Source organism: Streptomyces sp. NPDC085596, from assembly GCF_044541565.1.
Classification (GTDB): Bacteria; Actinomycetota; Actinomycetes; order Streptomycetales; family Streptomycetaceae; genus Streptomyces.
Genome location: NZ_JBITTC010000005.1, coordinates 269,076 through 295,623, shown reverse-complemented (window position 1 = coordinate 295,623; position 26,548 = coordinate 269,076). Strand labels below are relative to the sequence as shown.

Sequence of the window (26,548 nt, the reverse complement as noted above, 5' to 3'; positions counted from 1 at the left end):
AACGGCCCTCATGGTTGCACTCCGTCGGAAGGAATTTTCCGGCGCTCCGCTGACGCCCCCTCACCCAGGTCCGCATGCTGGACCGCACTGTGCCCTGCGTGCATGTTGTATCTATCCTGTGGGCATGCAAACGGCCACCAGGCAGCCACCCGCCGCCGATCGCGTCTACACCCACGTCAAGCAGGGCGTGCTCGACCGCCGGTACCAGGGCGGAACCCTGCTCACCGAGGGCGAGCTGGCCGAGGCGGTGGGTGTCTCGCGGACCCCCGTCCGCGAGGCGCTGCTGCGGCTGGAGGCCGAGGGGCTGATCCGGCTGTACCCGAAGAAGGGCGCGCTGGTGCTGCCGGTCTCCGCGCAGGAGATCGCCGATGTGGTGGAGACCCGGCTGCTGGTCGAGGAGCACGCCGCCCGTAAGGCCGTCCCCGCGCCGCCCGCCCTGCTGGACCGGCTCGCCGAGCTGCTCCAGCGGCAGCGGGAGCAGGCCGCGGCGGGCGACTTCGCCGCCGCCGCCGTCACCGACCGCTGCTTCCACGCCGAGATCGTGCGCAGCGGAGGCAACGAGATCCTGTCCCGCCTCTACGACCAGCTGCGCGACCGCCAGCTGCGGATGGGCGTCGCCGTGATGCACTCGCACCCCGACCGGATCGCCAAGACCCTCGCCGAGCACGCCGAGATCCTGGACGCGCTGCGCGCCGGGGACACGGAGGCGGCGGTAGGGGTCGTGCACCGGCACGTCGGCTGGTTCTCCGAGCTGGCGCGCGGAGAGGTCCGATGAGCCGGGCCACCACCACCCTGCCGGGTGACCCTCCGGGCGGCCGTCGCGCCGTCGCCGTGTGGTCCATAGGTGTCGCGGTCTACTTCGTCGCCGTCATCTTCCGCACCTCGCTCGGCGTGGCCGGCCTGGACGCGGCCGACCGCTTCCAGGTGAACGCCTCGGCCCTGTCGACGTTCTCGATCCTCCAACTGCTCGTGTACGCGGGCATGCAGATACCCGTCGGCCTGCTGGTCGACCGGCTCGGCACGAAGAAGGTGCTGTGTATCGGCGCGGTGCTGTTCACCGCCGGGCAGCTGGGTTTCGCCTTCTCCCCGTCGTACGGCACGGCCCTCGCCTCGCGCGCGCTGCTGGGCTGCGGTGACGCGATGACGTTCATCAGCGTGCTGCGGCTCGGTACGCGCTGGTTCCCGGCCCGGCGCGGGCCGTTCGTGGCCCAGCTCGCGGGGCTGGTCGGCATGGCGGGCAACCTCGTCTCCACCCTGGTGCTGGCCCGGCTGCTGCACGGGCTCGGCTGGACCCCGGCGTTCGCGGGCAGCGCGCTCGCGGGTGTGGTCGTGCTGGTGCTGACGCTGCTGTTCCTCAAGGACCACCCCGAGGGGCACGAGCCGGCGCCCTTCCCGCACCAGGGCGCCGCGTATGTGCGCCGGCAGATAGCGGAGGCGTGGCGGGAGCCCGGTACCCGGCTGGGCATGTGGGTGCACTTCACCACCCAGTTCCCGGCGATGGTCTTCCTGCTGCTGTGGGGGCTGCCGTTCCTGGTGCAGGCGCAGGGGCTCAGCCGGGCCACCGCGGGTGAGCTGCTCACCCTGGTCGTGCTGTCCAACATGGTGGTCGGGCTGGTCTACGGCCAGGTCGTCGCCCGGCACCACGCGGCCCGGCTGCCGCTGGCCCTCGGTACGGTCGCCGCGACGGCCCTGATGTGGGCGCTGACCCTCGCCTGGCCGGGCGAGCACGCGCCGATGGCGCTGCTGCTGGTGCTGTGCGTGGTGCTCGGCGCGTGCGGTCCGGCCTCGATGCTCGGCTTCGACTTCGCCCGCCCCGCCAACCCGCCCGAGCGGCAGGGCACCGCCTCCGGCATCACCAACATGGGCGGCTTCATCGCCTCGATGACCACGCTCTTCGCGGTCGGTGTCCTGCTGGACGCCACCGGCGACGACTATTCCGTGGCGTTCTGCGCGGTCTTCGTCCTCCAGGCCCTCGGCCTCAGCCAGATCCTCCGCCTGCGCGGCCGCGCGGTCCGCCGCGAGCGGGAACGGCTGGTGGCGAGCAGGGTGGAGACGGTGCACGTACCCGCGGCGTGACCGGCGTGACCGGCGTTCAGCGGAGGACCGGTACGAGGGTGAGGTAGGCCATCCCCAGCCCCCCCCGGTAGCTCATCCACTGACCCCGGTGCCGGTCGAGGCGTTCGCGGATCTCGGTGGCCTCCGGGTGGTCCGGGTGTCCGGCGAGCCAGACCTCCTGGTCGGCCTGGTAGGCCGACTCGAAGTCCTCCCACTCCCCGAGGGCCGCCGTTTCCGTCCACTCGGGGCGGAAGCCCGCCGCGACGGCGAGGTCGAGGAGTTCGGCCAGGCTGACGTGGTCGGCCTCACCGGCGCCCGGCCACATGCCCGCCAGCTCGGCCTTTGTGGGCGTCCGCTCCCAGAAGCCCTCGCCGAGCAGGACCCGGCCGCCGTCGGACACCAGCCGCCGCAGCGAGCGCAGCGCCTCCGCCGTGGGCGGATCGGCCTCGCTCAGCGCCTGGCTCGCGCCCAGGCACAGGACCAGGTCGGCGGGCCCGCGCCCGGTGCCCCGCGCGGACTCCGCCAGGAAGTCCACCCGCCCGGCGAGCCCCCGCTCCTGCGCGTCGCGGCGCCCGCGCGCGAGGTCCTCCTCGTTGACGTCGACACCCGTGCCCCGCGCCTCCGGGACCGCGTCCAGCACCCGCAGCAGCAGCTCGCCCCAGCCACAGCCGATGTCGAGCACGGTGCGGGGGCGGGTCATGGCGAGGCGGGCGACGAGCGCACCCGCGCGGGCTTCGGAGAGCGGGCCGTGGAAGGTGAGCCGGCTCAGCCGGGGCGGCCGGGTGTCCTGCGCGGTGTCCGTGGTCATGCCGGGCACGCTAACGGCGCGGCGGACAACCGGCACCCGATTAAGAGGGCCCGCGTCAGGGCGTGACGGTGAAGTTCCGCAGGATCGCCGCCGTCAGTTCCGGGTCGCCCTCGGTCTTGACGCGGTCGCCCGCCGCCTCCGGGCTGATCCGGCCGCAGGCCAGCCGGAAGTACGTCTCCCAGTCGAGGGTGAAGGCCGCGGCGGGCCCGAGCGCGGGTGCCGTCTCCAGCGTGCCCCGGCCCTGGATGTCGACGCGGATCGTGCGCAGGAACTCCACCGGCCCGTGCACTTCGAAGACGATCGCCGAACTGCGCGGTGCCCCGGCCTTCTTGGCGACCACCTTGGGCAGCCCGGCCAGCAGCAGATCGCGGGTGACGAGCGCGCCGGGCGAGTCGAGGTTGCCGGGGCGGCCGAGGGCGGTACGCAGATCCTGCTCGTGCACCCACACGTCGAACGCCCGCATCCGCATGGCGAGTTCGAGGGTGATCTCCCTGCCCATCGGACCCCGCACCAGGGTGCCGGGCTCGCGGGACTCGTTGCGCAGCTGGCGGTTGCGGCGGATGACCGTGTACTCCAGCTCCGACGTCATCTCCGGCGCCGTGTGGTGGCGGCGGACGTCGACCTGCATCTCCATGTACCGCTGGCCCTCGTTGGTGACATGGAAGAGGTCGCTGGGCAGCGTGTGGATGGGCCGGGGGTCGCCGAGCATCTCGCAGTCCAGGCCGATGACATGCGAGACCACGTCCCGCACCGACCAGCCGGGGCACGGCGTACGCCGGTTCCACTCACCCTCGGCCAGCGGATTCACCAGCTCGGATATCGCGTCGATCGAGTGGGTCCAGGCGTCGGCGTAGGGCTGGAGGGTGGGATGCAGACTCACAGGAACAGGACCCCTCGGCGGTCGTTACACGGGCAGAATCGGCGGCTTTGCCGGCGGACGGCGGCTGCACTCGGCGGGTGTCTGGACACTCCCCCGCGCTCTCGGCTCAGCCCGAGCAGGGGGGACCCCCAAGTTACGCTGCTCCGATACGCCCCGGCAGTGCTTTCGTGTGACGATCGTAGGCCCGTGGGAACGACTCGAATGCCAGGACGGTGGTAGTGTGCGCGCCTCGCTGATCCAGATCCGTGTGGACGAGGGCGAATCCGTGGCCGGGCGGCGCTCGCGCACGGCGGAACTCGTACGGGCCCAGGCGGGCGCCGACCTCGTGATCCTGCCCGAGCTGTGGACCACCGGGGCCTTCGCCTACGACACGTTCGCCGCCGAGGCCGAGCCGCTGGAGGGGCCCACCCACGAGGCGATGGCCGAGGCGGCGAAGGACGCGGGTGTCTGGCTGCACGCCGGGTCCGTCCCGGAGCGGGACCCCGACGGCACCCTCTACAACACCGCCCTCGTCTTCTCCCCCTCCGGTGAACTCGCCGCGTCCTACCGGAAGATCCACCGCTTCGGCTTCGACCAGGGCGAGGCCGTGCTGATGGGCGCCGGGCGCGAACCCGTCACCGTCCGCCTGCCGGAGACCACCCTCGGCCTCGCCACCTGCTACGACCTCCGCTTCCCCGAACTCTTCCGCACCCTCACCGACGCCGGCGCCGAGACCCTGGTCGTCTCCGCGGGCTGGCCCGAGCGCCGCCGCGCCCACTGGACGCTGCTGGCCCAGGCCCGGGCGGTCGAGAACCAGGCGTTCGTCCTCGCGTGTGGAACGGCCGGTACGCACGCCGGAGTTCCCCAGGCGGGTCACTCGATCGTGGTGGACCCCTGGGGCGAGGTCCTGGCGGAGGCGGGCCCGGACGAGGAGGTCCTCACCGTCGAGTTCGACCCGGCGAGGGTCCCGGCGACCCGTGAGCAGTTCCCCGCCCTGAAGGACCGTGTCCTCGGCCTGGACCCGCCCCGCCACTGAGCCTCAGTCGTCCTCCCGCTCCTTCTCCGCCAGGTGGATCACACACACCGCCACCGCGATGAGCAGGGTCGGGTCGGCGTCGTCGCGCACGACGTCTACGCCGTAGGTGTCGCGGACGGTGAGCCAGCGGCGGGAGATGACGGCGAGGAGTTCGCCCTCGTACTCCACGGCGAACTCGCGGTCGAGGATCTTGCCGCTGATGTCGAGTTCGGTGCCGTCGACCAGGTGGACGCGGTAGTGGTTGCGCAGCAGGGAGAGGTGTTTGCGCCGGACGGTGGCCAGATCCTCGCCGTCCCGCTGGATGGCCATGGTGTCGCGCAGGGCGAACATCTTCTTGTGGATGTCGATCAGGACGTTGCCGTCGGTGTCCTTCAGCTCGAAGGTGTCCCGCAGCCGCATGGCCTTGCCGTCGACGAGGAAGACCTTGCGGCCGCTCTCGTCCTCGATCCAGTAGTCGTCGCCGATACCCAGCAGACGGTCGCGCACGAGGAATCTCATGTCTGAAGCGCTTCCCCGGCGGGAGGCGTTCCTCACCGGGCGGCGGGCCCGAACCGTTTCCGGTAGTCGGAGGGGCTCAGTCCGGTCTCCCGGCGCAGCCGCGCCCGCAGGTTGGCCGCGGTGCCCAGCCCGCAGCGGGCGGCGACCACTTCCAGCCGGGTTTCCCCACGCTCGATCAGGCGGCAGGCCAGGGCCACCCGTTCACCGGTGAGCCAGGCCAGCGGGGTGGTGCCGAGGCGGTCGCGGAAGCGGCGGTGCAGGGTGGCGGGGGAGACGGCCGCGCGGGCGGCGAGGCCGGCCACCGTGATCGGTTCCCCGAGCCGCTCCTGCGCCCAGGCCAGCAGCGGGCCGAGGGAGTCGTCGGGGACCTCGGGCAGCGGGCGTTCCACGAACTGCCGTTGTCCGCCGTCGCGGTGGGCGGCGAAGACCAGGCGCCGGGAGACCGCGTTGGCGATCTCGGCGCCGTGATCCCGTTGCCACAGGTACAGCCCGAGGTCGAGCGCGGCGGCGCTGCCCGAGGCGGAGAGCACGTCCCCCTCGTCGACGAAGAGCACGTCCGGCTCCAGCAGGACCCGCGGATGCAGTCGCCGGAAGGTGTCGGCCCACCTCCAGTGCGTGGTGGCCCGGCGCCCGTCGAGCAGCCCGGCCTCGGCGAGCGCGAAGGTGCCGGTGCAGAAGCTCACGATGCGGGCGCCCCGCGCGTGCGTGCGCCGGATCGCGTCCAGTACGGCCGCCTCGCGCGGGACCACGTTGTCCGGCCGGCCGGGCACGAGGAGGGTGTCCGCGCCGTCCACCGCGTCCAGCCCGGCCACCCCGCTGAGCGTGAAGAAGCCGTGGTTCATCCGCACCTCGGGGGTGGGCGCGCACAGCGTGACCTCGTACAGCGGTGCGGGCAGGCCGAGTTCGGGGCGGGGCAGGCCGAACAGCTCGGTGGCGACGCCGACCTCGAACGGGTTGGTGCCGGCGTCCACCAGGACGGCGACCTGATGGGTGCGTCGCACCTGCGAGGATTCTTGCGCCATATGCGATTCCTAGCACTCGTGTGGTCCGCGCACACACCCCACGATGAAGGCATGGCAACCGAAGAGCCCCGCTCCCTCCCCCAGGTCCTCGCCTCCTTCACCGACCGTTGGAGCCCCCGTATCGTCGCGTCGGTCAACGACTACGACGTCCGCGTGGCCAAGGTCGAGGGCGAGCATCTCTGGCACGCGCACGACGACACCGACGAGTTCTTCCTCGTCCTCACCGGCGAACTCCACATCGCGCTGCGCGAACCGGCCGGTGAGCGCACGGTCGTCCTGCCCCAGGGCTCGGTCTTCACCGTCCCCCGGGGGACCGAGCACAAGCCGTACGCCCCCGTCCCCACCGAGATCCTGCTCCTCGAACCCACCGGCACCCTGACTGTGGGCGACCGACATGACGAGGTCCCGGACCATGTGGACGCCACCACGGGGCACACCCTGGACTGATCCCCCGGACCGGTCCGGCGGAGTCGGGTGGCACCCTTGAAGGATGAACGACTCCGCTTCTCGACGTGTCCGTGTCCGTGCTCCCGAGCTGGTCGGCAAGGGGGGCTGGCTGAACACCGGCGATCAGCAGTACACCCTGGCCGACCTGCGAGGACGCATCGTCATCCTCGATTTCTGGACCTTCTGCTGCATCAACTGCCTGCACGTCCTGGACGAGCTGCGCGAGCTGGAGGAGCGGCACGGGGACACGGTGGTCGTCGTCGGTGTGCACTCCCCGAAGTTCGTGCACGAGGCGGAGCACCAGGCGGTCGTGGACGCCGTCGAGCGGTACGGCGTGGAGCACCCCGTACTGGACGACCCGGAGCTGGCCACCTGGAAGCAGTACGCGGTACGGGCCTGGCCGACGCTGGTGGTGATCGACCCGGAGGGGTACGTGGTCGCCCAGCACGCCGGTGAGGGGCATGTGCACGCCATCGAGCGGCTGGTGACGGAGCTGGAGGCCGAGCACGAGGCCAAGGGCACCCTGCGCCGGGGCGACGGCCCCTATGTGGCGCCGGAGCCGGAGCCGACCGTGCTGCGCTTCCCCGGCAAGGCGCTGCTGTTGCCCTCGGGGAACTTCCTGGTCAGCGACACCACCCGGCACCAGCTGGTGGAGCTGGCCGAGGACGGCGAGAGCGTCGTACGCCGGATCGGCTCCGGGGAGCGCGGGTTCGCGGACGGCTCCGCCGCGCAGGCGTCGTTCAACGAGCCGCAGGGTCTCGCGCTGCTCGGTGACGGCTCCGTGGTCGTCGCCGACACCGTGAACCACGCCCTGCGCCGCCTGGACCTCGCCTCCGGCGCGGTCACCACCCTGGCCGGCACCGGGAAGCAGTGGATGCAGGGCGCGCCCACCTCGGGAGCGGCCCGCGAGGTCGAGCTGTCCTCACCGTGGGACGTGGCCGTCTTCGGCGGCAACGTGTGGATCGCCATGGCGGGCGTGCACCAGCTGTGGACGTACGACCCGGAGGCGGACACCGTCCAGGTCGCGGCCGGTACGACCAACGAGGGGCTGGTGGACGGACCCGGCGCCGAGGCGTGGTTCGCGCAGCCCTCCGGGCTCGCGGCGACCGCCGACCGGCTGTGGCTCGCGGACTCCGAGACCTCCGCGCTGCGCTGGGTGGACCTCGACGGCGCGGTGCACACCGCTGTCGGCACCGGTCTGTTCGACTTCGGCCACCGGGACGGGGAGGCGGGCCAGGCCCTGCTCCAGCACCCGCTGGGCGTCACCGCGCTGCCGGACGGCTCGGTCGCCGTCGCCGACACCTACAACCACGCCCTGCGCCGCTACGACCCCGCGACCGGCGAGGTCACCACCCTCGCCACCGACCTGCGCGAACCCAGCGACGCCGTGCTCGTCGGCGACGACATCGTGGTGGTCGAATCCGCCCGCCACCGGCTGACCCGGCTGCGGCTGCCGGAGGAGGCGGTACGGGTGGAGGCGGTCGCCCACCGCACGCAGCGCGCGGCCACCGAGGTCGCCCCCGGCCGGCTGCGGCTGGACGTGATCTTCCAGGCCCCGGCGGGCCAGAAGCTGGACCTGCGCTACGGCCCCTCGACCCGGCTGCTGGTCTCCGCGACCCCGCCCGAGCTGCTGCTCAAGGGCGAGGGCGCGGACAGTGACCTGAGCCGCGAGCTGGAGCTCGACCCGGCCGTCACCGAGGGCGTCCTGCACGTCTCCGCGATGGCCGCGTCCTGCGACGACGACCCCGCTGGGGGCACCTCCCGGTCGAAGACTGGGGGAGAGTACCCGGCCTGCCACGTCCACCAGCAGGACTGGGGCGTCCCGCTGCGCCTCGTCGAGGGCGCGACGGACCGCCTGCCGCTGGTGCTGGCCGGCCTCGACGCAGGCGACGAGCGGTAGATCAGGCGCCGTAGCCGTCGGTGTAGCCGTCCCGGCGGGCGTGGTGGTGGCGTTCCTCCTCGACCACCGGGGTGGTCGGCGGCACCATCACGCGCCTGCGCCGGGCGATCCCGCTGAAGGTCACCAGGCCGATGAGGCCGGTGGCCATGAAGATGATGCCGACCAGGTCGAGGTTGACGCCGCTCATGTGCCAGTCGGTGGCAAACGTGAGGATCGCTCCCACGGCTATGAGGATGATGCATCCGCCGAGGCCCATGAGATCTCGCCTCCCCTAAGAGGTTCCGGAATCTCCGGTCCCGTTCGGCGGGTACCCCCTATCCGCCCGACTAGCCCTCCAACTGACCGGTCGGCTAGTCCTCCAGAAAGGCCGTCAGGGCTTTTGCGAGAAGGAACGGGTCCTCGGCGCCGCACAGTTCGCGTGCGCTGTGCATGGAGAGGATCGCCACGCCGATGTCGACAGTGCTGATGCCGTGGCGGGCGGCGGTGATGGGGCCGATGGTGGTGCCGCAGGGCATCGAGTTGTTCGACACGAAGGTCTGGAAGGGCACCCCGGCCCGCTCGCACGCGGCGGCGAACACCGCGCGGCCCGAACCGTCCGTGGCGTAGCGGTTGTTGACGTTCACCTTGAGGATCGGGCCGCCGTTGATCCGCGGGTGGTGCGTGGGGTCGTGCCGTTCCGCGTAGTTGGGGTGCACGGCGTGGCCGGTGTCGGAGGAGAGACAGACGGTGCCCGCGAAGGCACGCGCCCGGTCCTCGTAACTGCCGCCGCGTGCGAACACCGAGCGCTCCAGGACACTGCCGAGGAGCGGGCCGTCGGCGCCGGTGTCGGACTGGGAGCCGTTCTCCTCGTGGTCGAAGGCGGCGAGTACGGGGATGTGGGTGAGCGTTTCTCCAGAAGTCGCGGCGGCGATCAGGGCGGCCGTACCGGCGTGCACGGACAGCAGGTTGTCCATCCGGGGCCCGGCGACCAGCTCGCGGTCCCGGCCGAGGTAGGCGGGTGCCTCGACGGGGTACGTCATGAGGTCCCAGCCCGCCACCGAACCGGAGTCCAGGCCGGCCTCCTCCTCCAGGAAGGCGATCAGGTCACCCTCGCGGACGTCGTTCCCGAGGCCCCACACGGGCTGGAGGTGGCGCTGCTTGTCGAGCTTGAGGCCGTCCGAGGAGACCGACCGGTCCAGGTGGATGGCGAGCTGCGGCACCCGCAGCAGCGGGCGGTCGATGTCGACCAGGACCGAGCTGCCGTCGCGCAAGGTGAGCCGGCCCGCGAGGCCGAGGTCGCGGTCGAGCCAGGAGTTCATCAGCGGGCCGCCGTAGATCTCCACCGCGACCTGACGCCAGCCCTGCGCCCCGCTGTCCGGCTCGGGCTTGACCCTGAGGTTCGGGGAGTCGGTGTGCGCGCCGATGATCCGGAACGGGGTGTGCGGGGTGGCGCCCTCGGGGACGTACCAGGCGATGACCGCGCCGCCGCGCAGCACGTACCGGCCGCCGCTGCCGGTGCCCGCGGGGGTGTCCCACGCCTCGGTCTCGGTGACCTGCGTGAAGCCCGCCTCCTCCAGCCGCGCGGCGACGTTCGCCACGGCGTGGTACGGCGTCGGGCTCGCCGCCAGGAAGGCCATCAGGTCGTCGGTGTGGCCGCGGTCGAAACGGGACGGTGCGCTCATGGCGCTTACCTTAACGACGAGCGCGGGCCCGCTCTCCGGTAGGAGGGAGCGGGCCCGCGACGGGGTCGTGGAGAAGGGGAGGCGACTAGAACGCGGCCTCGTCCAGCTCCATCAGGTCCAGGTCGACATCGGCCGAGATCTTGCGGGCCAGGGTGACGCCGGGCAGGACGTTGGCCGCGAAGAACTTCGCCGCCGCGATCTTGCCGGTGTAGAACGCCTTGTCCTTGGCGGAGGCGGTCTCCAGCTTCTCGGCGGCGATGGCGGCACCACGCAGCAGCAGGTAGCCGACGATCACGTCACCGGAGGCCAGCAGTAGGCGGGTGGTGTTGAGGCCCACCTTGTAGATGTTCTTGACGTCCTGCTCGGTGGCCGCGAGGTCGGTCAGCATCAGGCCGACGATCGCCTCCAGCTCCACGGCCGCCTTGGCCAGGTGCTCGCGGGCGCCCGCCAGCTCCTCGCCGCCGGTGGCCAGCGCCAGGAACTTCTTGATGTCCTCGGCGATGCCGTTCAGCGCGGCGCCCTGGTTGCGGACGATCTTCCGGAAGAAGAAGTCCTGGCCCTGGATCGCGGTGGTGCCCTCGTAGAGGGTGTCGATCTTGGCGTCGCGGATGTACTGCTCGATCGGGTACTCCTGGAGGAACCCGGAGCCGCCGAAGGTCTGGAGCGACTGGGCGAGCTGCTCGTAGCCCTTCTCCGAGCCGTAGCCCTTCACGATCGGCAGGAGCAGGTCGTTCAGCGCGTGGTCGGCGGAGGTGTCCTCACCGTTCGCCTCCTTGACCGCGATGGTGTCCTGGACGGAGGCCGTGTGCAGGACGAGGGCGCGCATGCCCTCCGCGTACGCCTTCTGCGTCATCAGCGAGCGGCGCACGTCGGGGTGGTGGGTGATGGTGACCTTGGGCGCGGCCTTGTCCATGAAGTTCGCCAGGTCGGGACCCTGGACGCGCTCCTTGGCGTACTCCAGCGCGTTGAGGTAGCCGGTCGACAGGGTCGAGATGGCCTTCGTGCCGACCATCATGCGGGCGAACTCGATGATGCGGAACATCTGGCGGATGCCGTCGTGCTTGTCGCCGATCAGCCAGCCCTTGGCGGGGTGGCGGTCGCCGAACGTCATCTCGCAGGTGTTGGACGCCTTCAGGCCCATCTTGTGCTCGACGTTGGTCGCGTAGACGCCGTTGCGCTCGCCCAGCTCGCCGGACTCGCCGTCGAAGAGGAACTTGGGCACGAGGAAGAGGGAGAGGCCCTTGGTGCCGGGGCCGGCACCCTCGGGGCGGGCGAGGACGTAGTGGAGGATGTTCTCCTCCATGTCGTGCTCACCGGAGGTGATGAAGCGCTTCACGCCCTCGATGTGCCAGGAGCCGTCCTCCTGCTGGACCGCCTTGGTGCGGCCGGCGCCCACGTCCGAACCGGCGTCCGGCTCGGTGAGGACCATGGTGGAGCCCCAGGTCTTGTCGACCGCGATCTGCGCCCACTTCTTCTGCTCCTCGGTGCCCTCCTCGAAGAGGATGCGGGCGAACGCCGGGCCGGAGGAGTACATCCAGATGGCCGGGTTGGCGCCGAGCACCAGCTCCGCGTACGCCCAGATCAGGGACGGCGGGGTGTTGGTGCCGCCGATCTCCTCGGGCAGGCCGAGCCGCCAGTACTCCGAGTCCATGAAGGCTTTGTAGCTCTTCTTGAAGGAGGCCGGGACCGGCGCGGTGTTCGTCTCGGGGTCGAAGACCGGCGGGTTGCGGTCGGCGTCCACGAAGGACTCCGCCAGCTCGTTCTCCGAGAGGCGGGTCAGCTCGGAGAGGACGCTCTTGGCGGTGTCGGTGTCCATCTCCTCGAACGGGCCGGTGCCGTAGAGCTTGTCGCGGCCGAGGACTTCGAAGAGGTTGAACTCGATGTCGCGGAGGTTGGACTTGTAGTGCCCCATGGTGACTCCATCACGGACTCGGCGAGGCACTGACTCCTCGCGACTGATCACGTACCAGCAAGTAGCTACGATGATGCTACCCGTCGGTAATAAGACGCAACCCCGCCGGGTGTGAGATGCGGCGGGTGTGGCCGCCGGGAAGTCTGCGGTGCCCCCTGACCCCGCCGCCCGCGCTGGGTACTCTTGCGCCCATGTACGGCTACGACCAGAACGTGGGCGCCCAGCAGCAGTACGTGCCGCCGCAGCAGCAGCCGGGTGGTGTCGGCGGGTACGGCCAGCAGCCGCCGCTCTATCCGGAGCCGTCCGCGCCCTCGCTGGCGGACGCGGTGCGCGCCTTCACCACCGGGCAGATGCCCGCCGAGGACTTCCAGCAGGTCTTCGCCACGTCCAAGGTGTACTGCCCGCGCGGTGACACCCCCGGCTTCCTCGCCCTGCACAACACCCAGCAGCCGGTGATCCCGATGTTCACCTCGCTCAAAGAGCTGCGCCGGTACGCGGGCAAGGAGTCCAAGTACTTCGTGATCACCGGCGCCGAGGTGATCGACCTGCTCCCCACCGGCTACGGCTTCGTGGTCGACATGGAGGGCGAGCACCGGATGGTGTTCGACGCCAAGGCGGTGGAGCAGATGGTCGAGTTCGCCATGCGCCGGATGTACGGCTAGTCCGCATCACCGGTGGAGGCCCGGAGGGAATTCCCTCCGGGCCTCCTGTGTTGTGACTGGCAGAAAGTTCAATGCTCAACTAAACTGGGTCCACAAGGAGGTACCGACCATGCCTGCAGTGACCGTCGAGAACCCGTTGACGCTGCCCCGTGTGACCGCGCCCGCCGACGCCGTGACGCGTCCGGTGCTGACCGTGACGACCGCGCCGAGCGGGTTCGAGGGCGAGGGATTCCCGGTGCGCCGCGCGTTCGCCGGGATCAACTACCGCCACCTCGACCCGTTCATCATGATGGACCAGATGGGCGAGGTGGAGTACGCGCCGGGCGAGCCCAAGGGCACTCCCTGGCACCCGCACCGCGGCTTCGAGACCGTCACCTACATCATCGACGGGATCTTCGACCACCAGGACTCCAACGGCGGTGGCGGCACCATCACCAACGGCGACACCCAGTGGATGACCGCCGGCTCGGGCCTGCTGCACATCGAGGCCCCGCCGGAGCACCTGGTCATGTCGGGCGGTCTCTTCCACGGCCTCCAGCTGTGGGTGAACCTCCCCGCCAAGGACAAGATGATGGCGCCGCGCTACCAGGACATCCGGGGCGGCAGCGTCCAGCTGCTCACCACCCCCGACGGCGGCGCCCTGCTGCGCGTCATCGCCGGTGAGCTGGACGGGCACGCGGGTCCCGGCATCACGCACACGCCGATCACGATGATCCACGCGACGGTGACACCGGGCGCCGAGATCACCCTGCCGTGGCGCGAGGACTTCAACGGCCTCGCCTACGTGCTCGCCGGCCGCGGCTCGGTGGGCGCGGAGCGCCGTCCGGTGCACACCGGGCAGACCGCGGTGTTCGGCTCCGGGGGCGCGCTGACCGTCCGCGCGGACGAGAAGCAGGACTCGAACACCCCGGACCTGGAGGTCGTCCTCCTCGGCGGACAGCCCATCCGTGAGCCCATGGCCCACTACGGCCCGTTCGTCATGAACACCCAGGACCAGCTCAGGCAGGCTTTCGAGGACTTCCAGAAGGGCCGCCTGGGCACGGTGCCCGCGGTGCACGGCATGACGGAGAGCGGCCCCCAGGGCTGACCCGGCCCCGCTGAACCCCGCCGCCCCGGCAGACAACGGCGTCTGCCGGGGCGGCGGTGTGCGGGAGCCGCCTGGGACGGGGCACGGGGAGACGGCCACTCACCCACCCGGCCCGCCGCAGCAGGACAGCCGGACCCACGGCGTGCTCCGCTGAAGACGTGCACCTGCTCCCCGTACCCGTACGCCGGTTCGCCGCTTGGTGTGCCGTACTGCTGCTGGCCGCGGGCCTCGGCTGGGTCGGCATCCGGCTGTGCGCGGAGCTGCGTACCGCCGTCACCCCCGTACTGCTCGCCCTCCTCGGCACCGCCCTGCTGGGTCCGCTGTACCGCTGGCTGGTGCGGATGAAGCTGAACCCCAGCCTCGCCGCCGCGCTGACCTGCGTAGCGGTCGTGGCCGTCGTCGGCGGCGCGGTCTACATCGTGGTCGCGGCCCTCGTCGGCACCGGCGACGAGATCGTGGCCTCCCTGCGGGACGCCGCCAAGGCCATCGCCCGGCACTTCGGCGCCGCCGGCACCGGTCTTGACGACCTGGCCGGCAACGCCCGCGACCTGCTGGGCAAGTTCGGCGGCACCGCCGTGTCCAACGTCATCAGCGGGGTCAGCGTCGTCGGCGAGTCCATCGCCATCGCGGTACTGGCCCTGCTGCTGGTCTTCTTCTTCCTGCGCGACTCCCAGCGGGCCCTGCGCTCACTGCGCGGCTTCGCGCCCTCCGGTACCGCCGATGTCGTGGAGGCCATGGCGCGCCGGGCCTTCGAGGCGGTCGAGGGGTTCATGCGCGGCACGACGATCATCGCGCTCATCGACGCGGTCTGCATCACCGTCGGTCTGCTGATCCTGCGCGTCCCCGGCGCGGTGGGGCTCGGCGCGCTCGTCTTCGTCGCCGCCTACATCCCCTATCTCGGCGCCTTCCTCTCCGGCGCGGTCGCCGTCCTGGTCGCCCTCGCGGACCGGGGCGTCGTGATCGCGCTGTGGGCGCTCGGGGTGGTGCTCGCGGTCCAGGTGCTGGAGGGGCACGTACTCCAGCCGGCCATCCAGAGCCGGACGGTGCAGATGCACCCGGCGGTGGTGATGCTGACGATCACCGCCGGAGCCTCCGTCGCGGGCATCCTCGGCATGCTCCTCGCGGTCCCGCTGACCGCGGCCGTCTTCGGCGTCGTACAGGAACTCCGCGAGCGGTACGGAACCCCGCACGAGCAGCCCTAATCGTTCGGGACGTCGTCCTCGGACCGCTCGTACAGCTCGAACCAGATGCTCTTGCCCTCGCCGCGCGGCTCGACCCCCCACGCGTCGGCGAGCATCTCGATCAGCATCAGGCCGCGGCCGGAGGAGGCCAGTTCGCCGGGGCGGCGCTTGTGCGGGAGGTCGTCGCCGCCGTCGGTGACCTGTACGCGCAGCCGCCGGTGCCCGTGCTCGCCGAAGATCTCCGCGAGCAGCAGCGCGTCGGCGTCGGTGTGCACCAGCACGTTGGTGATCATCTCGGAGATCAGCAGCACCGCCGCGTCCACCTGCTCGGCCGGGGTCCAGTCGTGCAGCAGCTCGCGCAGATGCTGGCGGGCCTCCGCGATCCGCTCGGGCTCGTCCTGCGCCACCGACAGCAGCGTGCTGCGCACCCGGGTCCGGGCCGTGGCGGCCGGGCCGTCGCTGAGCCCCCAGCTCTCCCCGGAGCGGAACAGCAGGAGCAGCGCGATGTCGTCCTCGCGGCGGTCGGTCAGCGGGCCGGTGGTGTGGTGCGAGGAGGGCCCGTGCACCCCCTGCACCAGCGCGTCCGCGAGCCCCTCCAGACCGTTCTCGCGCTCGGCCTCCTTGCCGTCGTACCGCTCCAGGATGGCGCGGATGCGGCGCCAGCCGCTCTCCATGTCGTGGCCGCCGGTCTCGATCAGGCCGTCGGTGCACAGCATCATCGTCTCGCCGGGCTCCAGCGTGAACCGGGTCGTCGGATAGTCCCCGTCCGGGTCGACGCCCAGCGGCAGCCCGCCCGCCGTGGGCCGCAGCACCACCGTGCCGTCGGCCAGCCGGATCACCGGCTCCGGATGCCCGGCGCGGGCGACCTCCAGGCGGCCGGTCGCCGGGTCGGCCTCCGCGTACAGGCAGGTGGCGAAGCGCAGGTCGGTCAGGTGCTCGTCGTGGGTGATGCCGTGCAGGAAGCGGGAGGCGCGGGAGAGCACCGCGTCCGGGCGGTGACCCTCGGCGGCGTAGGCGCGCAGCGCGATCCGCAGCTGGCCCATCAGGCCCGCCGCCCGTACGTCGTGCCCCTGCACGTCCCCGATGACCAGCGCGAACCGGCCGCCCTGGGCGGTGGTCGGGGACACCCCGCCGGGCAGCGGGATCATGTCGTACCAGTCGCCGCCGACCTGGAGGCCGCCGCCGGTCGGGATGTAGCGCGCGGCCACGCTCATGCCGGGGATCTCCGGGATGAGCGAGGGCAGCATGGAGCGCTGGAGCCCCTCCGACAGCTCCCGCTGGGTCTCCGCGTCGCCCGCCCGGGTCAGCGCCTGGGCGAGCATCCGGGCGACCGTGGTCAGCACCGCCCGCTCGTCCGGGGTGAACGCCACCCGGTCGCTGAACGCCGCCATCCAGGCGCCCCGCGTCTGCCCGCCCAGCGTCAGCGGCAGGAACGCCCACGAGCGGCGCCCGAACTGCTCGGCCAGCGGCCAGGTCGTCGGATAGCGGTCGCGGTACTCGCCGGGCGTGGAGAGATAGACGGCCTGGCCGGTACGGACCACCTCGGCGGCCGGATAGTCCGTGGCCAGCGGCATATGGGTGAAGGGGCCGTCGTCGCCGGGCTGGTAGCCGTGGTGGCCGATGATCGTCAGCCGGTCGCCCTCCACGCCGAACACCGCGAGCCCGTCCGGCGAGAACCCCGGCATCGACAGCGTGGCCGCGACCCGCAGCACCTCCGCCGTCGACCGCGCCTCGGCCAGCGCGCGGCCCGCGTCCAGCAGGAACGCCTCGCGGGAGCGCCGCCAGTCACCGGTGATCGCGCTGCGCGCCGAGGACGTGCCCGGCGCCGGCTCGATGACCTCCTGAAGGGTGCCGATCAGTTCGTACGCCCGTCGCTCAGGGTCGTAGGCCGGCTTGGAGCGGCTGCGCACCACCCGGATGGTGCGGCCGTCCGCGTCCACGACCCGGATGCGCACCTCGGCGAGCGTGCCCTTGGCCACGGCGAGCGGGATGACCCCGGTGATCTCGTTCCAGTCGGAGGGGTGCATCCGGGCGCGGGCCTGGGCCTCCGTGAGGGTGGTGGGGCGGGCGGGCAGCCCCAGCAGCCGCGCCGCCTCCGCGTCCACGGTGACCAGCTCCGTGGCCGTGTCCCACTGCCAGAGACCGGTGGCGAGGGAGACGAGGACATCCCCCACGGACGGCAGTGGCTCGCCTGTGCGCATTGCCCCACTTTAAGAAGGAATCTATGGGTACTGCCACCGTAGGTGGGCGGAGGGTAATGGAGGGGAGCCGATCGTGGGGTGCCCGGTACCCTTGACGGGTCCGGGCCCCGCGCCCGTACGTATCCGAGGAGAGCAGCCTCGGTCACCCCGAACGAAAGACGATGAACGACGATGCATCGGTACAGGTCCCACACCTGCGGCCAGCTCCGCGCCTCCGACGTCGGTACCGACGTCCGGCTGAGTGGCTGGCTGCACAATCGGCGCGACCTGGGCGGCATCCTCTTCATCGATCTGCGTGACCACTACGGCATCACGCAGCTCGTGGCCCGTCCCGGCACGCCCGCGTACGAGGCGCTGGACTCCATCTCCAAGGAGTCCACGGTCCGCGTCGACGGCCGCGTTGTTTCACGTGGAACCGAGAACGTGAACCCCGAGCTGCCCACCGGTGAGATCGAGGTCGAGGTCGCGGAGGTCGAGCTGCTGGGCGCCGCCGCCCCGCTGCCCTTCACGATCAACGCCGAGGACGGGGTCAACGAGGAGCGGCGCCTGGAGTACCGCTTCCTGGACCTGCGCCGTGAGCGCATGCACCGCAACATCATGCTGCGTACGTCCGTCATCTCGGCGATGCGCCACAAGATGGCCGCGATGGGCTTCAACGAGATGGCGACGCCGATCCTGTCCGCCACCTCCCCCGAGGGCGCGCGCGACTACGTCGTCCCCTCCCGCGTCCACGCGGGCCGGTTCTACGCCCTGCCGCAGGCCCCGCAGCAGTTCAAGCAGCTGCTGATGATCTCCGGCTTCGACCGCTACTTCCAGATCGCGCCCTGCTTCCGCGACGAGGACGCCCGCGCCGACCGCTCGCCGGGCGAGTTCTACCAGCTCGACGTCGAGATGAGCTTCGTCGAGCAGGAGGACGTCTTCCAGCCGATCGAGAAGCTCATGACCGAGCTGTTCGAGGAGTTCGGCGACGGACGTCACGTCACCTCCCCCTTCCCGCGCATCCCGTTCCGCGAGGCGATGCTCAAGTACGGCTCCGACAAGCCGGACCTGCGCGCCAAGCTGGAGCTCGTCGACATCACCGACATCTTCGAGGGCTCGGCGTTCAAGGCCTTCGCGGGCAAGCACGTGCGCGCTCTTCCGGTGCCGGACGTCGCGGGCCAGAGCCGCAAGTTCTTCGACCAGCTCGGCGAGTTCGCCGTCTCGCAGGGTGCGCAGGGCCTGGCCTGGGTCCGTGTCGGCGAGGACGGTTCGCTGACCGGCCCGATCGCCAAGTTCCTCACCGAGGACAACGTCGCCGAGCTGACCAAGCGTCTCTCGCTGGCTCCCGGCCACGCGGTGTTCTTCGGCGCGGGCGAGTTCGACGAGGTCTCGAAGATCATGGGCGCCGTGCGCGTCGAGGCCGCCAAGCGGGCCGGCCAGTTCGAGGAGGGCGTCTTCAGCTTCTGCTGGATCGTCGACTTCCCGATGTACGAGCGGGACGAGGAGACGGGGAAGCTCGACTTCTCCCACAACCCGTTCTCCATGCCGCAGGGCGGCATGGAGGCCCTGGAGAGCCAGGACCCGCTGGACATCCTCGGCTGGCAGTACGACATCGTCTGCAACGGTGTGGAGCTCTCCTCCGGCGCCATCCGGAACCACGAGCCGGACATCATGCTCAGGGCCTTCGAGATCGCGGGCTACGACAGTGACACGGTCGAGGAGAAGTTCGCCGGCATGCTGCGCGCCCTCCGCCTCGGCGCCCCGCCGCACGGTGGCATCGCGCCGGGCGTGGACCGCATCGTCATGCTCCTCGCCGACGAGCCGAACATCCGCGAGACCATCGCCTTCCCGCTCAACGGCAACGCCCAGGACCTCATGATGGGCGCCCCGACCGAGCTGGACGAGTCCCGCCTGCGCGAGCTGCACCTGAACATCAGGAAGCCGCAGCCGAAGTAGTAAGCGGTTACGAGAGACCGGCCCAGCTCCTGAGGGAGCGGGCCGGTCTTTTCGTTCTGCTCACTCCCCGTCGTCATCGGGGGAGGCGCCGTCCTCCAGCAGACGTTCCGCGATGTCGTCGGACCAGCGCTGGGCCCAGGCGCGGAGGGGTCCGACCTCGTGGCGGGGGAGGCCGTAGCGGAGGAACTCCAGGTCGGAGTAGAAGTCGGTGCCGGTCAGGCGGGACTGGAGGGTGGGCAGGTCGAAGGCGTCGTACGCGTGCCGGCGGCCCAGCTCCTCCAGTTCCGGCAGCGAGAACCGCTCGGCGGCGGCCCGCGCGTCGATCAGGTCGACGGCCGCGCCCCGGTCGTACAGCGCCCGGATCTTGGTCCCGACGGCATCCGGGAGGGAGAGGGCGGGCCCGTGTCCGGTCAGCTCGGCCGGCTGCCAGAAGGCTTCCTTGTGCAGCGTGAGACCGACGGTCTCACCGGTCGGCGGATCGCCGACGACGAGTTGAGCGGTGAGCGCGGGGACCGCCTCCACCCGCACGGTTCGCCCCCGCACCTCCAGCGCGGCGGCGAGCCCGTGGGCGATGCCCTCCATCGCCTCCCCGCTCTCGGTGGCGAAGTCGAGATTCCCATGCGCCCGCTGGACCAGCCCGTGCCCCTCAAGGGCATAACCCCCGGCAAGCACGAGCCCATAGGGGCTCCCGGCACTGACGACATCGGCCAGGAGGCGCTGGTGGAGTTCGGAGATGCTCACGGCACCCGTACTCTGCCAGAACCGGCCCAGGTCAGACCGACTCCGGCGTCTCCGGGGTGTCGGTGAAGCGGTCCTCGGCGCGTGGGACGGTTCCGGCACGGTCGAGCCAGTCGCTCACACGGGCCGGGTCGGTGCAGGCGGTGATGCGCTCGCGAATGTCGTCGGGGACGACGATGCCACGCACCTCGAGTACCCGCAGCACACCCTTGGCCTCCCCTTTGGCCTCACCTTCCAGGGTAGGTGCGCTCCAGCAGGGTGCCTCGACCGGGAAAGAAGTTCACGAACGTCACGATGCTCCTCCACTTTTCGCCTGCGGGAGTCGTCCCGAGGGCGATGGCATGCGGCGGCGCCGGCCCCGAGAGGGGGGCGGCGCCGCCGCAGGGGTGGGTCAGGCTTCCGTGCCGCCGAAGCGCTCCTTGTATGCCTCCAGGTCTTCGTCCGTGAGCTTGGCGAAGAGGACCGGGGGGACTGTGAAGGGGATGCCCGGCTGGAGGGTGGTGAGGGTGCGCGCCTCTTCCTGGGTGGTCCAGGTGGCCGTGTCCGACGGGAGGGTGAAGGCTGCTCGCATCGCCGCCGAGGACGCCGGGATGAAGGGTTCCGAGACCACCGCGTAGAGGTGGATCAGGTTCATCGCGGTGCGCAGGGTGAGCGCCGCCGCGTCCTTGTCGGTCTTGATCTCCAGCCAGGGGGCCTTCTCCTCCAGGTAGGAGTTTCCGGCCGACCACAGGGCGCGCAGGGCGGAGGCCGCCTTGCGGAACTGGAGCGCTTCCATCTGGGTCTCGTACTCCGCCAGCAGCGAGGCGATCTCCTCGCCCAGGCGCGTCTCCGCCTCACCGGGCTCGCCGCCCGCCGGGACCTCGTCGCCGAAGCGCTTGCGGGAGAAGGAGAGGACGCGGTTGACGAAGTTGCCGAGGGTGTCGGCGAGGTCCTTGTTGACCGTGGCCGTGAAGTGCTCCCAGGTGAAGGACGAGTCGTCCGACTCGGGGGCGTTGGCGATCAGGAAGTAGCGCCAGTAGTCCGCCGGGAGGATGTCCAGGGCCTGGTCGGTGAAGACGCCGCGCTTCTGCGAGGTGGAGAACTTGCCGCCGTAGTACGTCAGCCAGTTGAACGCCTTGACGTAGTCGACCTTCTTCCACGGCTCGCGCACGCCCAGCTCGGTGGCCGGGAACATCACCGTGTGGAACGGGACGTTGTCCTTCGCCATGAACTGCGTGTAGCGCACGGTGTCGTCCGCCTCGTACCACCACGACTTCCAGTCCCGGCTCGCCGGGTCCTGGTCCGCCCACTCCTTCGTCGCGCCGATGTACTCCACCGGGGCGTCGAACCAGACGTAGAAGACCTTGCCCTCGGCGGCCAGCTCCGGCCAGGTGTCGGCCGGGACCGGCACGCCCCAGTCCAGGTCGCGGGTGATCGCGCGGTCGTGCAGGCCCTCGGTCAGCCACTTGCGGGCGATGGAGGAGGCCAGCTGCGGCCAGTCCGCCTCGTGCCGGGCCACCCACTCCTCGACCTCGTGCTGGAGCTTGGACTGCAGGAGGAAGAGGTGCTTGGTCTCGCGGACCTCCAGGTCCGTGGAGCCCGAGATCGCGCTGCGCGGCTCGATCAGGTCGGTCGGGTCCAGCACGCGGGTGCAGTTCTCGCACTGGTCGCCGCGGGCCTTGTCGTAGCCGCAGTGCGGGCAGGTGCCCTCGACATAGCGGTCCGGGAGGAAGCGGCCGTCGGTGGGCGAGTAGACCTGGCGGATCGCCCGCTCCTCGATGAAGCCGTTCTCGTTCAGCTTCCGCGCGAAGTGCTGGGTGATGTCGCGGTTCTCGGCGGAGGAACTGCGGCCGAAGTAGTCGAAGGCCAGCGCGAAGCCGTCGTACACCGCCTTCTGCGCGTCGTGCGCCTGGGCGCAGAACTCGTCCACCGGCAGGCCCCGCTCCTTCGCGGCCAGCTCGGCGGGGGTGCCGTGCTCGTCGGTCGCGCAGATGTACAGGACGTCGTGGCCGCGCTGGCGGAGGTACCGGGAGTACACGTCCGCCGGGAGCATGGACCCCACCATGTTGCCCAGGTGCTTGATCCCGTTGATGTACGGAAGGGCGCTGGTGATGAGGTGTCGAGCCATCGGGGGCTGCTCCCAGGTCGCTACGGGTACGAACCTTGAAATCGTAGCCGACGTGTGTATGCCGCCCGCCTCCCGTTTTACAGGTGGGACGCGGGCGGCATACGGGGAGCTGCGGGGGGTTACGGGCGCCAGGCCGCGAGTACGCCCTCGTACAGCTCGGTGTCCGTCAGTTCGCGGGGGGTGGGGCCCGCGTGGAAGAAGGACGTGTTGTCCGACTTGAGCTTGCGGAGGTAGTCGAACGCCTTGTTGTCCGGCTCACCGAAGGCGACGAACGAGAAGAAGACCTTGGGGTGGGTCTTCGCCGCGTTCGTGAGGGCCTGGGTGGCGGGGGTCTTGGCGTCCGGGGCGCCGTCCGTCTGGAAGACGACGAGGACGTTGTCCTCCGGGGTGCCGTGCTTGTCGTGGTGGGCGAGTACGGCTTCCACGGCGGCGTGGTAGCTGGTGCGGCCCATGCGGCCCAGCGACGCGTGCGTCTCGTCGATCTTGGTGGCGTGGTCCTCGGTGAGGGTGAGGTCGGTGGTGCCGTCCACCTCTGTCGAGAAGAAGACCACGTGGACCTGGGGGTCCTTGTCCAGGTGGGCCGCGAGGGCGAGGGTCTGGTCGGCGAGGGCCTGGGCCGAGCCGTCCTTGTAGTACGGGCGCATGCTCGCGGAGCGGTCCAGTACGAGGTAGAGCTTCGCTGCGGTGCCGGTGAGGTTGGTGTGGGTGAGGGTCGCTGCCGCGGCGGTGTGGGCTGTGGTGAGGGAGGGGGTGCTGGTGAGGGGCTCGGCCTCGGCTTCGCCCTCGGCCTCGGTGGTGTTCCCACCCGCACCACCCGTGCGGGATGCGTTGTCGGGTGCGGATGCCGCCGGCGGGGGTACGGGGGCGCCGGCGGCCTCGGGCTGGGGCGTGGGGGCCGGGGTGGCGTCGGCTTCCGGCTTGGCCTCGGCCTCGGCCTCCGGCTCCGGCTCGTCGTGAGCCTCCGGGGCGGGGGTGGCCTTCGGCTCGGCCTTGGCCTCCGGGGCGGGGGTGGCCTTCGACTCGGCCTCGGCCTTCGGCGCGGGGATGGCCTTCGGCTCGGCGTCGGCCTCGGGGCCGGGGATGGCCGTCGGCTCTGCCTTGGCCTCCGGGGCGGGGGTGCTCTCCGGCTCGGCGTCGGCCTCGGGGGCGGAGGTGCTCTTCGCCTCCGGCGCGGGGGCGGACTCCTGCTTGGCTTCGGCTTCCGGGGCGGGGGTGGCCTCCGGCTCGGTGTTCACCTCCGGCGCGGGGCTGCTCGCCGGCTTGGCGTTGGCCTCGGGGGCGGGGGTGGGCTCCGGCTCCGTGGCGGTCTCCGGCGCGGGGGTGGGCTCCGTTGCCTCGGCGGCGGCCTCCTGCTCCGGCTCGGTCAGGGCGTCGGCGTTCGGTTCCGTGGCCTGCTCGGGGATGGCCGGCTGGTCGGTCTCCGCCTCGGCTTCCGGCAGGGGCTCGGTGCGCTGCTGGGGGACCAGTACCTCCGCGTCCGTCTCCGGCGTGGTCGGGTCCGCCTCGATGATGGAGGGCTCCATCGTCAGGGGCTCGATCTCCGGAACCTCGGCCGCTTCAGGAGCGTCCGCGTTCGTGGCTTCTGCCTCGGTCGGCTCGACCTTCTCGGCCTCGGTCCCGCCCGCCAGGGCGTCCGCTTCCGGGGTCTCCGCCGTGCCCTGCGCGGCCTCCGCCTCCGGCGCTTCCTCGTCGCCCGCCAGGGCATCCGCCTCCGGCGTGGCTGATTCTGCCTGTGGCTGCGCTGCCTCCGGCTCGACCGGCTCCGCCGCCGGGGCCTCCGCCTCCGGGGTAACCGGCTCTGCGGCCTCCGGTGCCGACTTCTCCGCTTCCGGCGTCTCCGCCTCCGGGGCCTCCGGGGCCTCCGGGGCAGTCGCGGTCTCCGCCGCAGCCTGCGGGGTCGCCTCGGCTTCCGGCGTGACCGACCCGGCCTGCGGCTCTGCTGCCGCCGCCTCCGCCGGGGTCTCCGCTGCGGCCGCAGTCTCCGCCGAGTCCGCCGTGGCGGGGGCCTCCGGCGCAGGCGCGGCTTCCGCCTCCGGCGTCTTCGCCGAGGCCAGGGGCTCCGCCGCAGGCGCGGCCTCCGCCTCCGGCACGGCCGCCTCCGGCGAGGGCGCGGCCTCCGCCTCCGGCGTTTCCGCCGTGGCCGGTGCTTCCGGCGCGGGCGTGGTCTCCGTCTTCGGCGCTTCTGTCTCCGGCGTAGCCGCAGTCGCAGTCGCCGCCTCCGACTCCGTCGCCCCACCCCGCGTAACCCCCTGCGCAGGGACCCGCGGAGTGTCGAACGCCTCTGTTACCAGGTCGTGTTCCTGGCGGGGGGTCGGAAGGTGGTCCGCACTCTCCGTCTCGGCGGGACGCCCTTTGCGTCCTCGGCCGAACGCGTTCCGCAGGACAGTGAGAATGCCCATGTGCGCACCCCTTCGCGAGAGTTGTCGCCGTAGATCCCTGGCCAGGACGGCCACGTTAGGTTAGCGGCCCGTCAGTGTGGTGTGGCGATGGCTCTCGCGGCCGCCACTTCTTGTCGTACCGGTTCCAGCACACTGCCCGCCGGGCCGGTCAGGTGGGTGGGGAAGGCGGTGAGGGTGTCGGCCTCGCGGACGCCCTCCGCCAATTCACCTAGTTGGCGCACCACTTGGTGCACCTCGGCCGGGGACGGAGGCGGCGCGCCGTGGTGGACGCGGACGCGGGCCGCTGTTGTCGCGTCGACGATCCGTTCCACGGCGACCACCAGCGGCCACCATGCCGCGGCGCGCCGTCCGGTGGGCGGTGGTTCGGTCAGCGCGCGCTGGAATTCCGTCCGGATGGTGGACAGGTCGCGGTAGAGGCGGCGTCGCATCCGGGTGCGGCGGGCGGGGTCGGGGCCGGGGTCGGTGCCGAACGCCGTCTCGACGTAGGACGCCGTGTCCTCGACCGCGTCCGCGAGCCGGTCGCCGACGCGGGTGTGCCAGCTCTCCGGCCAGAGCAGGTACCCCGCGACCAGGGCGATCCCGCAGCCCAGCAGGGAGTCCAGCAGCCGGGGCAGCAGCAGGGCGGTGCCCTGGTGGCTGAGGATGTCGGAGAGGAGGAGGATCACCGGGGTGATCGCGGCGGTCTGGAAGCCGTAGCCGCGCGGGGTGAGCGCCGGGACGAGCGGCGCGAGCAGCAGCATCACCGGGACGTCCCACCAGCCGATCGGCACCTCCGCCAGGACCGCCGCCGCGAGCACCAGCCCCACCACCGTGCCCAGCGCCCGCAGCAGGGCACGGGAGAAGACCGAACCGAAGTCGGGCTTGAGGACGAAGGTGATGGTCAGCGCGACCCAGTAGGACCGGGAGACCGGCACGAGGGAGACGAGGGCCTGCGCGATGCCGATGCAGACCGCGAGGCGGAGTCCGTAGCGCCAGGAGCCCGCGGACAGCACCGCGTCCCGGGCGGCGCGGGCGGTGCGTACGTGGAGGGCGACGGTGCGTTCGTCGATGCCGCGCGGGTCCACCGAGGGTGAGGTGACCACCTCGGCGGTGTGCCGCAGGGCATGGTCGACGGCGCGTTCGGTCTCGGTGAGGGCGAGCGGGAGTCTCGGCAGGCGCAGGCCGGCCGTGTCGCCGGTCTCGACCGCGTGGGCCAGCTCGCGCACCGCCTCGGGGACCTGTGGGGGCAGCGGGCGGCCGGTGAGGTGGACGGCGGGGGCAGCCTCGACGACCGGGGTGATGGCGTTCAACTGGGCCAGCAGCCGGGTGAGTTCCTCGCTGCGTCCGTGGTGCCGGGCGCGGTGCCCCAGGATCAGGTCGTACGCCTGGTTCAGCGAGCGGGTGACGTCGAAGCGGGCGCCGATGTAACGGTCCTCGTCGCAGCAGGCGGCCAGCAGGTCGGCCACCCTGCGGTAGGTGTTCGCCACCGACGCCCGCTCGGGCACCCCGGCCCGCAGCGGCCACGCCAGCAGGGCGAGGGCCAGCACCAGCAGCCCGCCCCCGGTCATCAGCAGCGGCGCCAGCCACCAGGGGTGGGGCAGCGGGAGCCCGGCGCCGAGCACGCAGTTGAGCAGGAGCAGCAGTCCCGACACGGAGGCCACCGCGCCGATGGTCGAGATCATCCCGGAGACCAGCGCGACCCCGGTGACCACGGCGACGGCGTACCAGCCCTGCCCGAAGACGAGCTGACCGAGGATGACGCCGACGGCGCCGGTGAGCTGGGGGACGGCGATGGTGATGACGCGCATCCGGTAGGCGTCGGCGGTGTCGCCGATCACGCCGTTCAGGGCGCCCATGGACGCCAGCGCGCCGAGCGCGGGCCGCCCGGCCGCGAACCCGATCGCGAGCGGCAGCGCCATCGCGATGGCGGCCCGCGCGACGGCGGGCCAGTTGACGGGCGCCTGCTGCGGGCGGAAGTTCCGGACCAGCCAGTCGGGCGGGGTGAGGCCGATGGGGAACTCTCGGGGCATGCGCCCATTATGTCCGGTGTGGGCGGGCGGG

The 26,548-nt window shown here is 71.6% G+C and carries 22 protein-coding genes; 9 read left to right on the top strand and 13 right to left on the bottom strand.

Features of this window, described 5'->3' with window-relative positions; genetic code table 11:
• Nucleotides 1-124: 124 nt before the first annotated feature.
• Nucleotides 125-775, top strand: coding sequence for a GntR family transcriptional regulator (locus tag ACIGA3_RS17440; protein ID WP_399716094.1), 651 nt, complete (start codon nt 125-127; stop codon nt 773-775).
• The gene (locus ACIGA3_RS17435) at nt 772-2,076 is read left to right on the top strand and encodes a nitrate/nitrite transporter (protein ID WP_399716091.1); all 1,305 of its coding nucleotides are present in this window, start codon (nt 772-774) and stop codon (nt 2,074-2,076) included. Before ACIGA3_RS17440 ends, ACIGA3_RS17435 begins: the two co-directional genes overlap by 4 nt.
• A gap of 16 nt (nt 2,077-2,092) precedes the next feature.
• Here ACIGA3_RS17435 and ACIGA3_RS17430 read toward each other — a convergent pair whose 3' ends face one another.
• Together ACIGA3_RS17430 and ACIGA3_RS17425 are read right to left on the bottom strand one after the other, a co-directional pair.
• Nucleotides 2,093-2,863 (bottom strand): SAM-dependent methyltransferase, encoded by a 771-nt coding sequence (locus ACIGA3_RS17430; protein WP_399716089.1) that lies wholly within the window; start codon nt 2,861-2,863, stop codon nt 2,093-2,095.
• 55 nt (nt 2,864-2,918) lie between these two features.
• Nucleotides 2,919-3,743: a maleylpyruvate isomerase family mycothiol-dependent enzyme gene (locus ACIGA3_RS17425; protein WP_399716086.1), complete on the bottom strand. Its 825-nt coding sequence runs from the start codon at nt 3,741-3,743 to the stop codon at nt 2,919-2,921.
• A gap of 220 nt (nt 3,744-3,963) precedes the next feature.
• On the opposite strand from ACIGA3_RS17425, the gene ACIGA3_RS17420 reads away from it, so the two are divergent.
• A complete protein-coding gene (locus ACIGA3_RS17420) occupies nt 3,964-4,758 on the top strand; it encodes a carbon-nitrogen family hydrolase (protein WP_399716083.1) in 795 nt (264 codons plus the stop codon).
• Between the two features lie 3 nt (nt 4,759-4,761).
• Here ACIGA3_RS17420 and ACIGA3_RS17415 read toward each other — a convergent pair whose 3' ends face one another.
• Nucleotides 4,762-5,256: an LURP-one-related/scramblase family protein gene (locus ACIGA3_RS17415; protein ID WP_399716081.1), complete on the bottom strand. Its 495-nt coding sequence runs from the start codon at nt 5,254-5,256 to the stop codon at nt 4,762-4,764.
• A 32-nt stretch (nt 5,257-5,288) separates the two neighbouring features.
• On the bottom strand, nt 5,289-6,278 hold the full coding sequence (locus ACIGA3_RS17410; RefSeq protein ID WP_399716078.1) for a GlxA family transcriptional regulator: 990 nt from the start codon (nt 6,276-6,278) through the stop codon (nt 5,289-5,291).
• 51 nt (nt 6,279-6,329) lie between these two features.
• On the opposite strand from ACIGA3_RS17410, the gene ACIGA3_RS17405 reads away from it, so the two are divergent.
• On the top strand, nt 6,330-6,725 hold the full coding sequence (locus ACIGA3_RS17405; protein WP_399716075.1) for a cupin domain-containing protein: 396 nt from the start codon (nt 6,330-6,332) through the stop codon (nt 6,723-6,725).
• A gap of 43 nt (nt 6,726-6,768) precedes the next feature.
• Nucleotides 6,769-8,625 (top strand): NHL domain-containing thioredoxin family protein, encoded by a 1,857-nt coding sequence (locus ACIGA3_RS17400; RefSeq protein WP_399716073.1) that lies wholly within the window; start codon nt 6,769-6,771, stop codon nt 8,623-8,625.
• Between the two features lies 1 nt (nt 8,626).
• Here ACIGA3_RS17400 and ACIGA3_RS17395 read toward each other — a convergent pair whose 3' ends face one another.
• The 3 genes from ACIGA3_RS17395 to ACIGA3_RS17385 form a co-directional block, all read right to left on the bottom strand.
• Nucleotides 8,627-8,881 carry a DUF6458 family protein gene (locus tag ACIGA3_RS17395; protein WP_399716070.1) on the bottom strand — a complete coding sequence of 85 codons (255 nt, stop codon included), beginning with the start codon at nt 8,879-8,881 and terminating at the stop codon, nt 8,627-8,629.
• Between the two features lie 94 nt (nt 8,882-8,975).
• Nucleotides 8,976-10,286, bottom strand: a complete 1,311-nt coding sequence (locus tag ACIGA3_RS17390; RefSeq protein ID WP_399716068.1) for a M18 family aminopeptidase — start codon at nt 10,284-10,286, stop codon at nt 8,976-8,978.
• Between the two features lie 85 nt (nt 10,287-10,371).
• A complete protein-coding gene (locus ACIGA3_RS17385; RefSeq protein WP_399716066.1) occupies nt 10,372-12,198 on the bottom strand; it encodes an acyl-CoA dehydrogenase in 1,827 nt (608 codons plus the stop codon).
• Nucleotides 12,199-12,389: 191 nt separating this feature from the next.
• On the opposite strand from ACIGA3_RS17385, the gene ACIGA3_RS17380 reads away from it, so the two are divergent.
• The 3 genes from ACIGA3_RS17380 (at nt 12,390) to ACIGA3_RS17370 (ending at nt 15,149) form a co-directional block, all read left to right on the top strand.
• Entirely contained in the window at nt 12,390-12,860 is a 471-nt protein-coding gene (locus ACIGA3_RS17380; protein ID WP_135791428.1) for an SseB family protein, read from the top strand.
• A gap of 109 nt (nt 12,861-12,969) precedes the next feature.
• A complete protein-coding gene (locus ACIGA3_RS17375; RefSeq protein WP_399716063.1) occupies nt 12,970-13,947 on the top strand; it encodes a pirin family protein in 978 nt (325 codons plus the stop codon).
• Between the two features lie 158 nt (nt 13,948-14,105).
• Entirely contained in the window at nt 14,106-15,149 is a 1,044-nt protein-coding gene (locus tag ACIGA3_RS17370; RefSeq protein WP_399716061.1) for an AI-2E family transporter, read from the top strand.
• On the opposite strand, the gene ACIGA3_RS17365 is transcribed toward ACIGA3_RS17370, so the two are convergent.
• Nucleotides 15,146-17,329, bottom strand: a complete 2,184-nt coding sequence (locus tag ACIGA3_RS17365) for a SpoIIE family protein phosphatase (protein WP_399716058.1) — start codon at nt 17,327-17,329, stop codon at nt 15,146-15,148. The two genes, ACIGA3_RS17370 and ACIGA3_RS17365, sit on opposite strands and share 4 nt — an antisense overlap.
• A gap of 171 nt (nt 17,330-17,500) precedes the next feature.
• On the opposite strand from ACIGA3_RS17365, the gene aspS reads away from it, so the two are divergent.
• Complete coding sequence (gene aspS / locus ACIGA3_RS17360; RefSeq protein ID WP_399716056.1) at nt 17,501-19,264, top strand: aspartate--tRNA ligase; 1,764 nt, start codon at nt 17,501-17,503, stop codon at nt 19,262-19,264.
• Nucleotides 19,265-19,324: 60 nt separating this feature from the next.
• Here aspS and ACIGA3_RS17355 read toward each other — a convergent pair whose 3' ends face one another.
• The 5 genes from ACIGA3_RS17355 to ACIGA3_RS17335 form a co-directional block, all read right to left on the bottom strand.
• Nucleotides 19,325-20,005 (bottom strand): hypothetical protein, encoded by a 681-nt coding sequence (locus ACIGA3_RS17355; protein WP_399716054.1) that lies wholly within the window; start codon nt 20,003-20,005, stop codon nt 19,325-19,327.
• Nucleotides 20,006-20,036: 31 nt separating this feature from the next.
• Entirely contained in the window at nt 20,037-20,207 is a 171-nt protein-coding gene (locus ACIGA3_RS17350; protein ID WP_399716051.1) for a hypothetical protein, read from the bottom strand.
• A 186-nt stretch (nt 20,208-20,393) separates the two neighbouring features.
• A complete protein-coding gene (gene metG, locus ACIGA3_RS17345; protein WP_399716048.1) occupies nt 20,394-22,109 on the bottom strand; it encodes a methionine--tRNA ligase in 1,716 nt (571 codons plus the stop codon).
• 119 nt (nt 22,110-22,228) lie between these two features.
• Nucleotides 22,229-24,508, bottom strand: a complete 2,280-nt coding sequence (locus ACIGA3_RS17340; protein WP_399716046.1) for a VWA domain-containing protein — start codon at nt 24,506-24,508, stop codon at nt 22,229-22,231.
• A 71-nt stretch (nt 24,509-24,579) separates the two neighbouring features.
• Complete coding sequence (locus ACIGA3_RS17335; RefSeq protein ID WP_399716044.1) at nt 24,580-26,517, bottom strand: FUSC family protein; 1,938 nt, start codon at nt 26,515-26,517, stop codon at nt 24,580-24,582.
• Nucleotides 26,518-26,548: the final 31 nt, after the last annotated feature.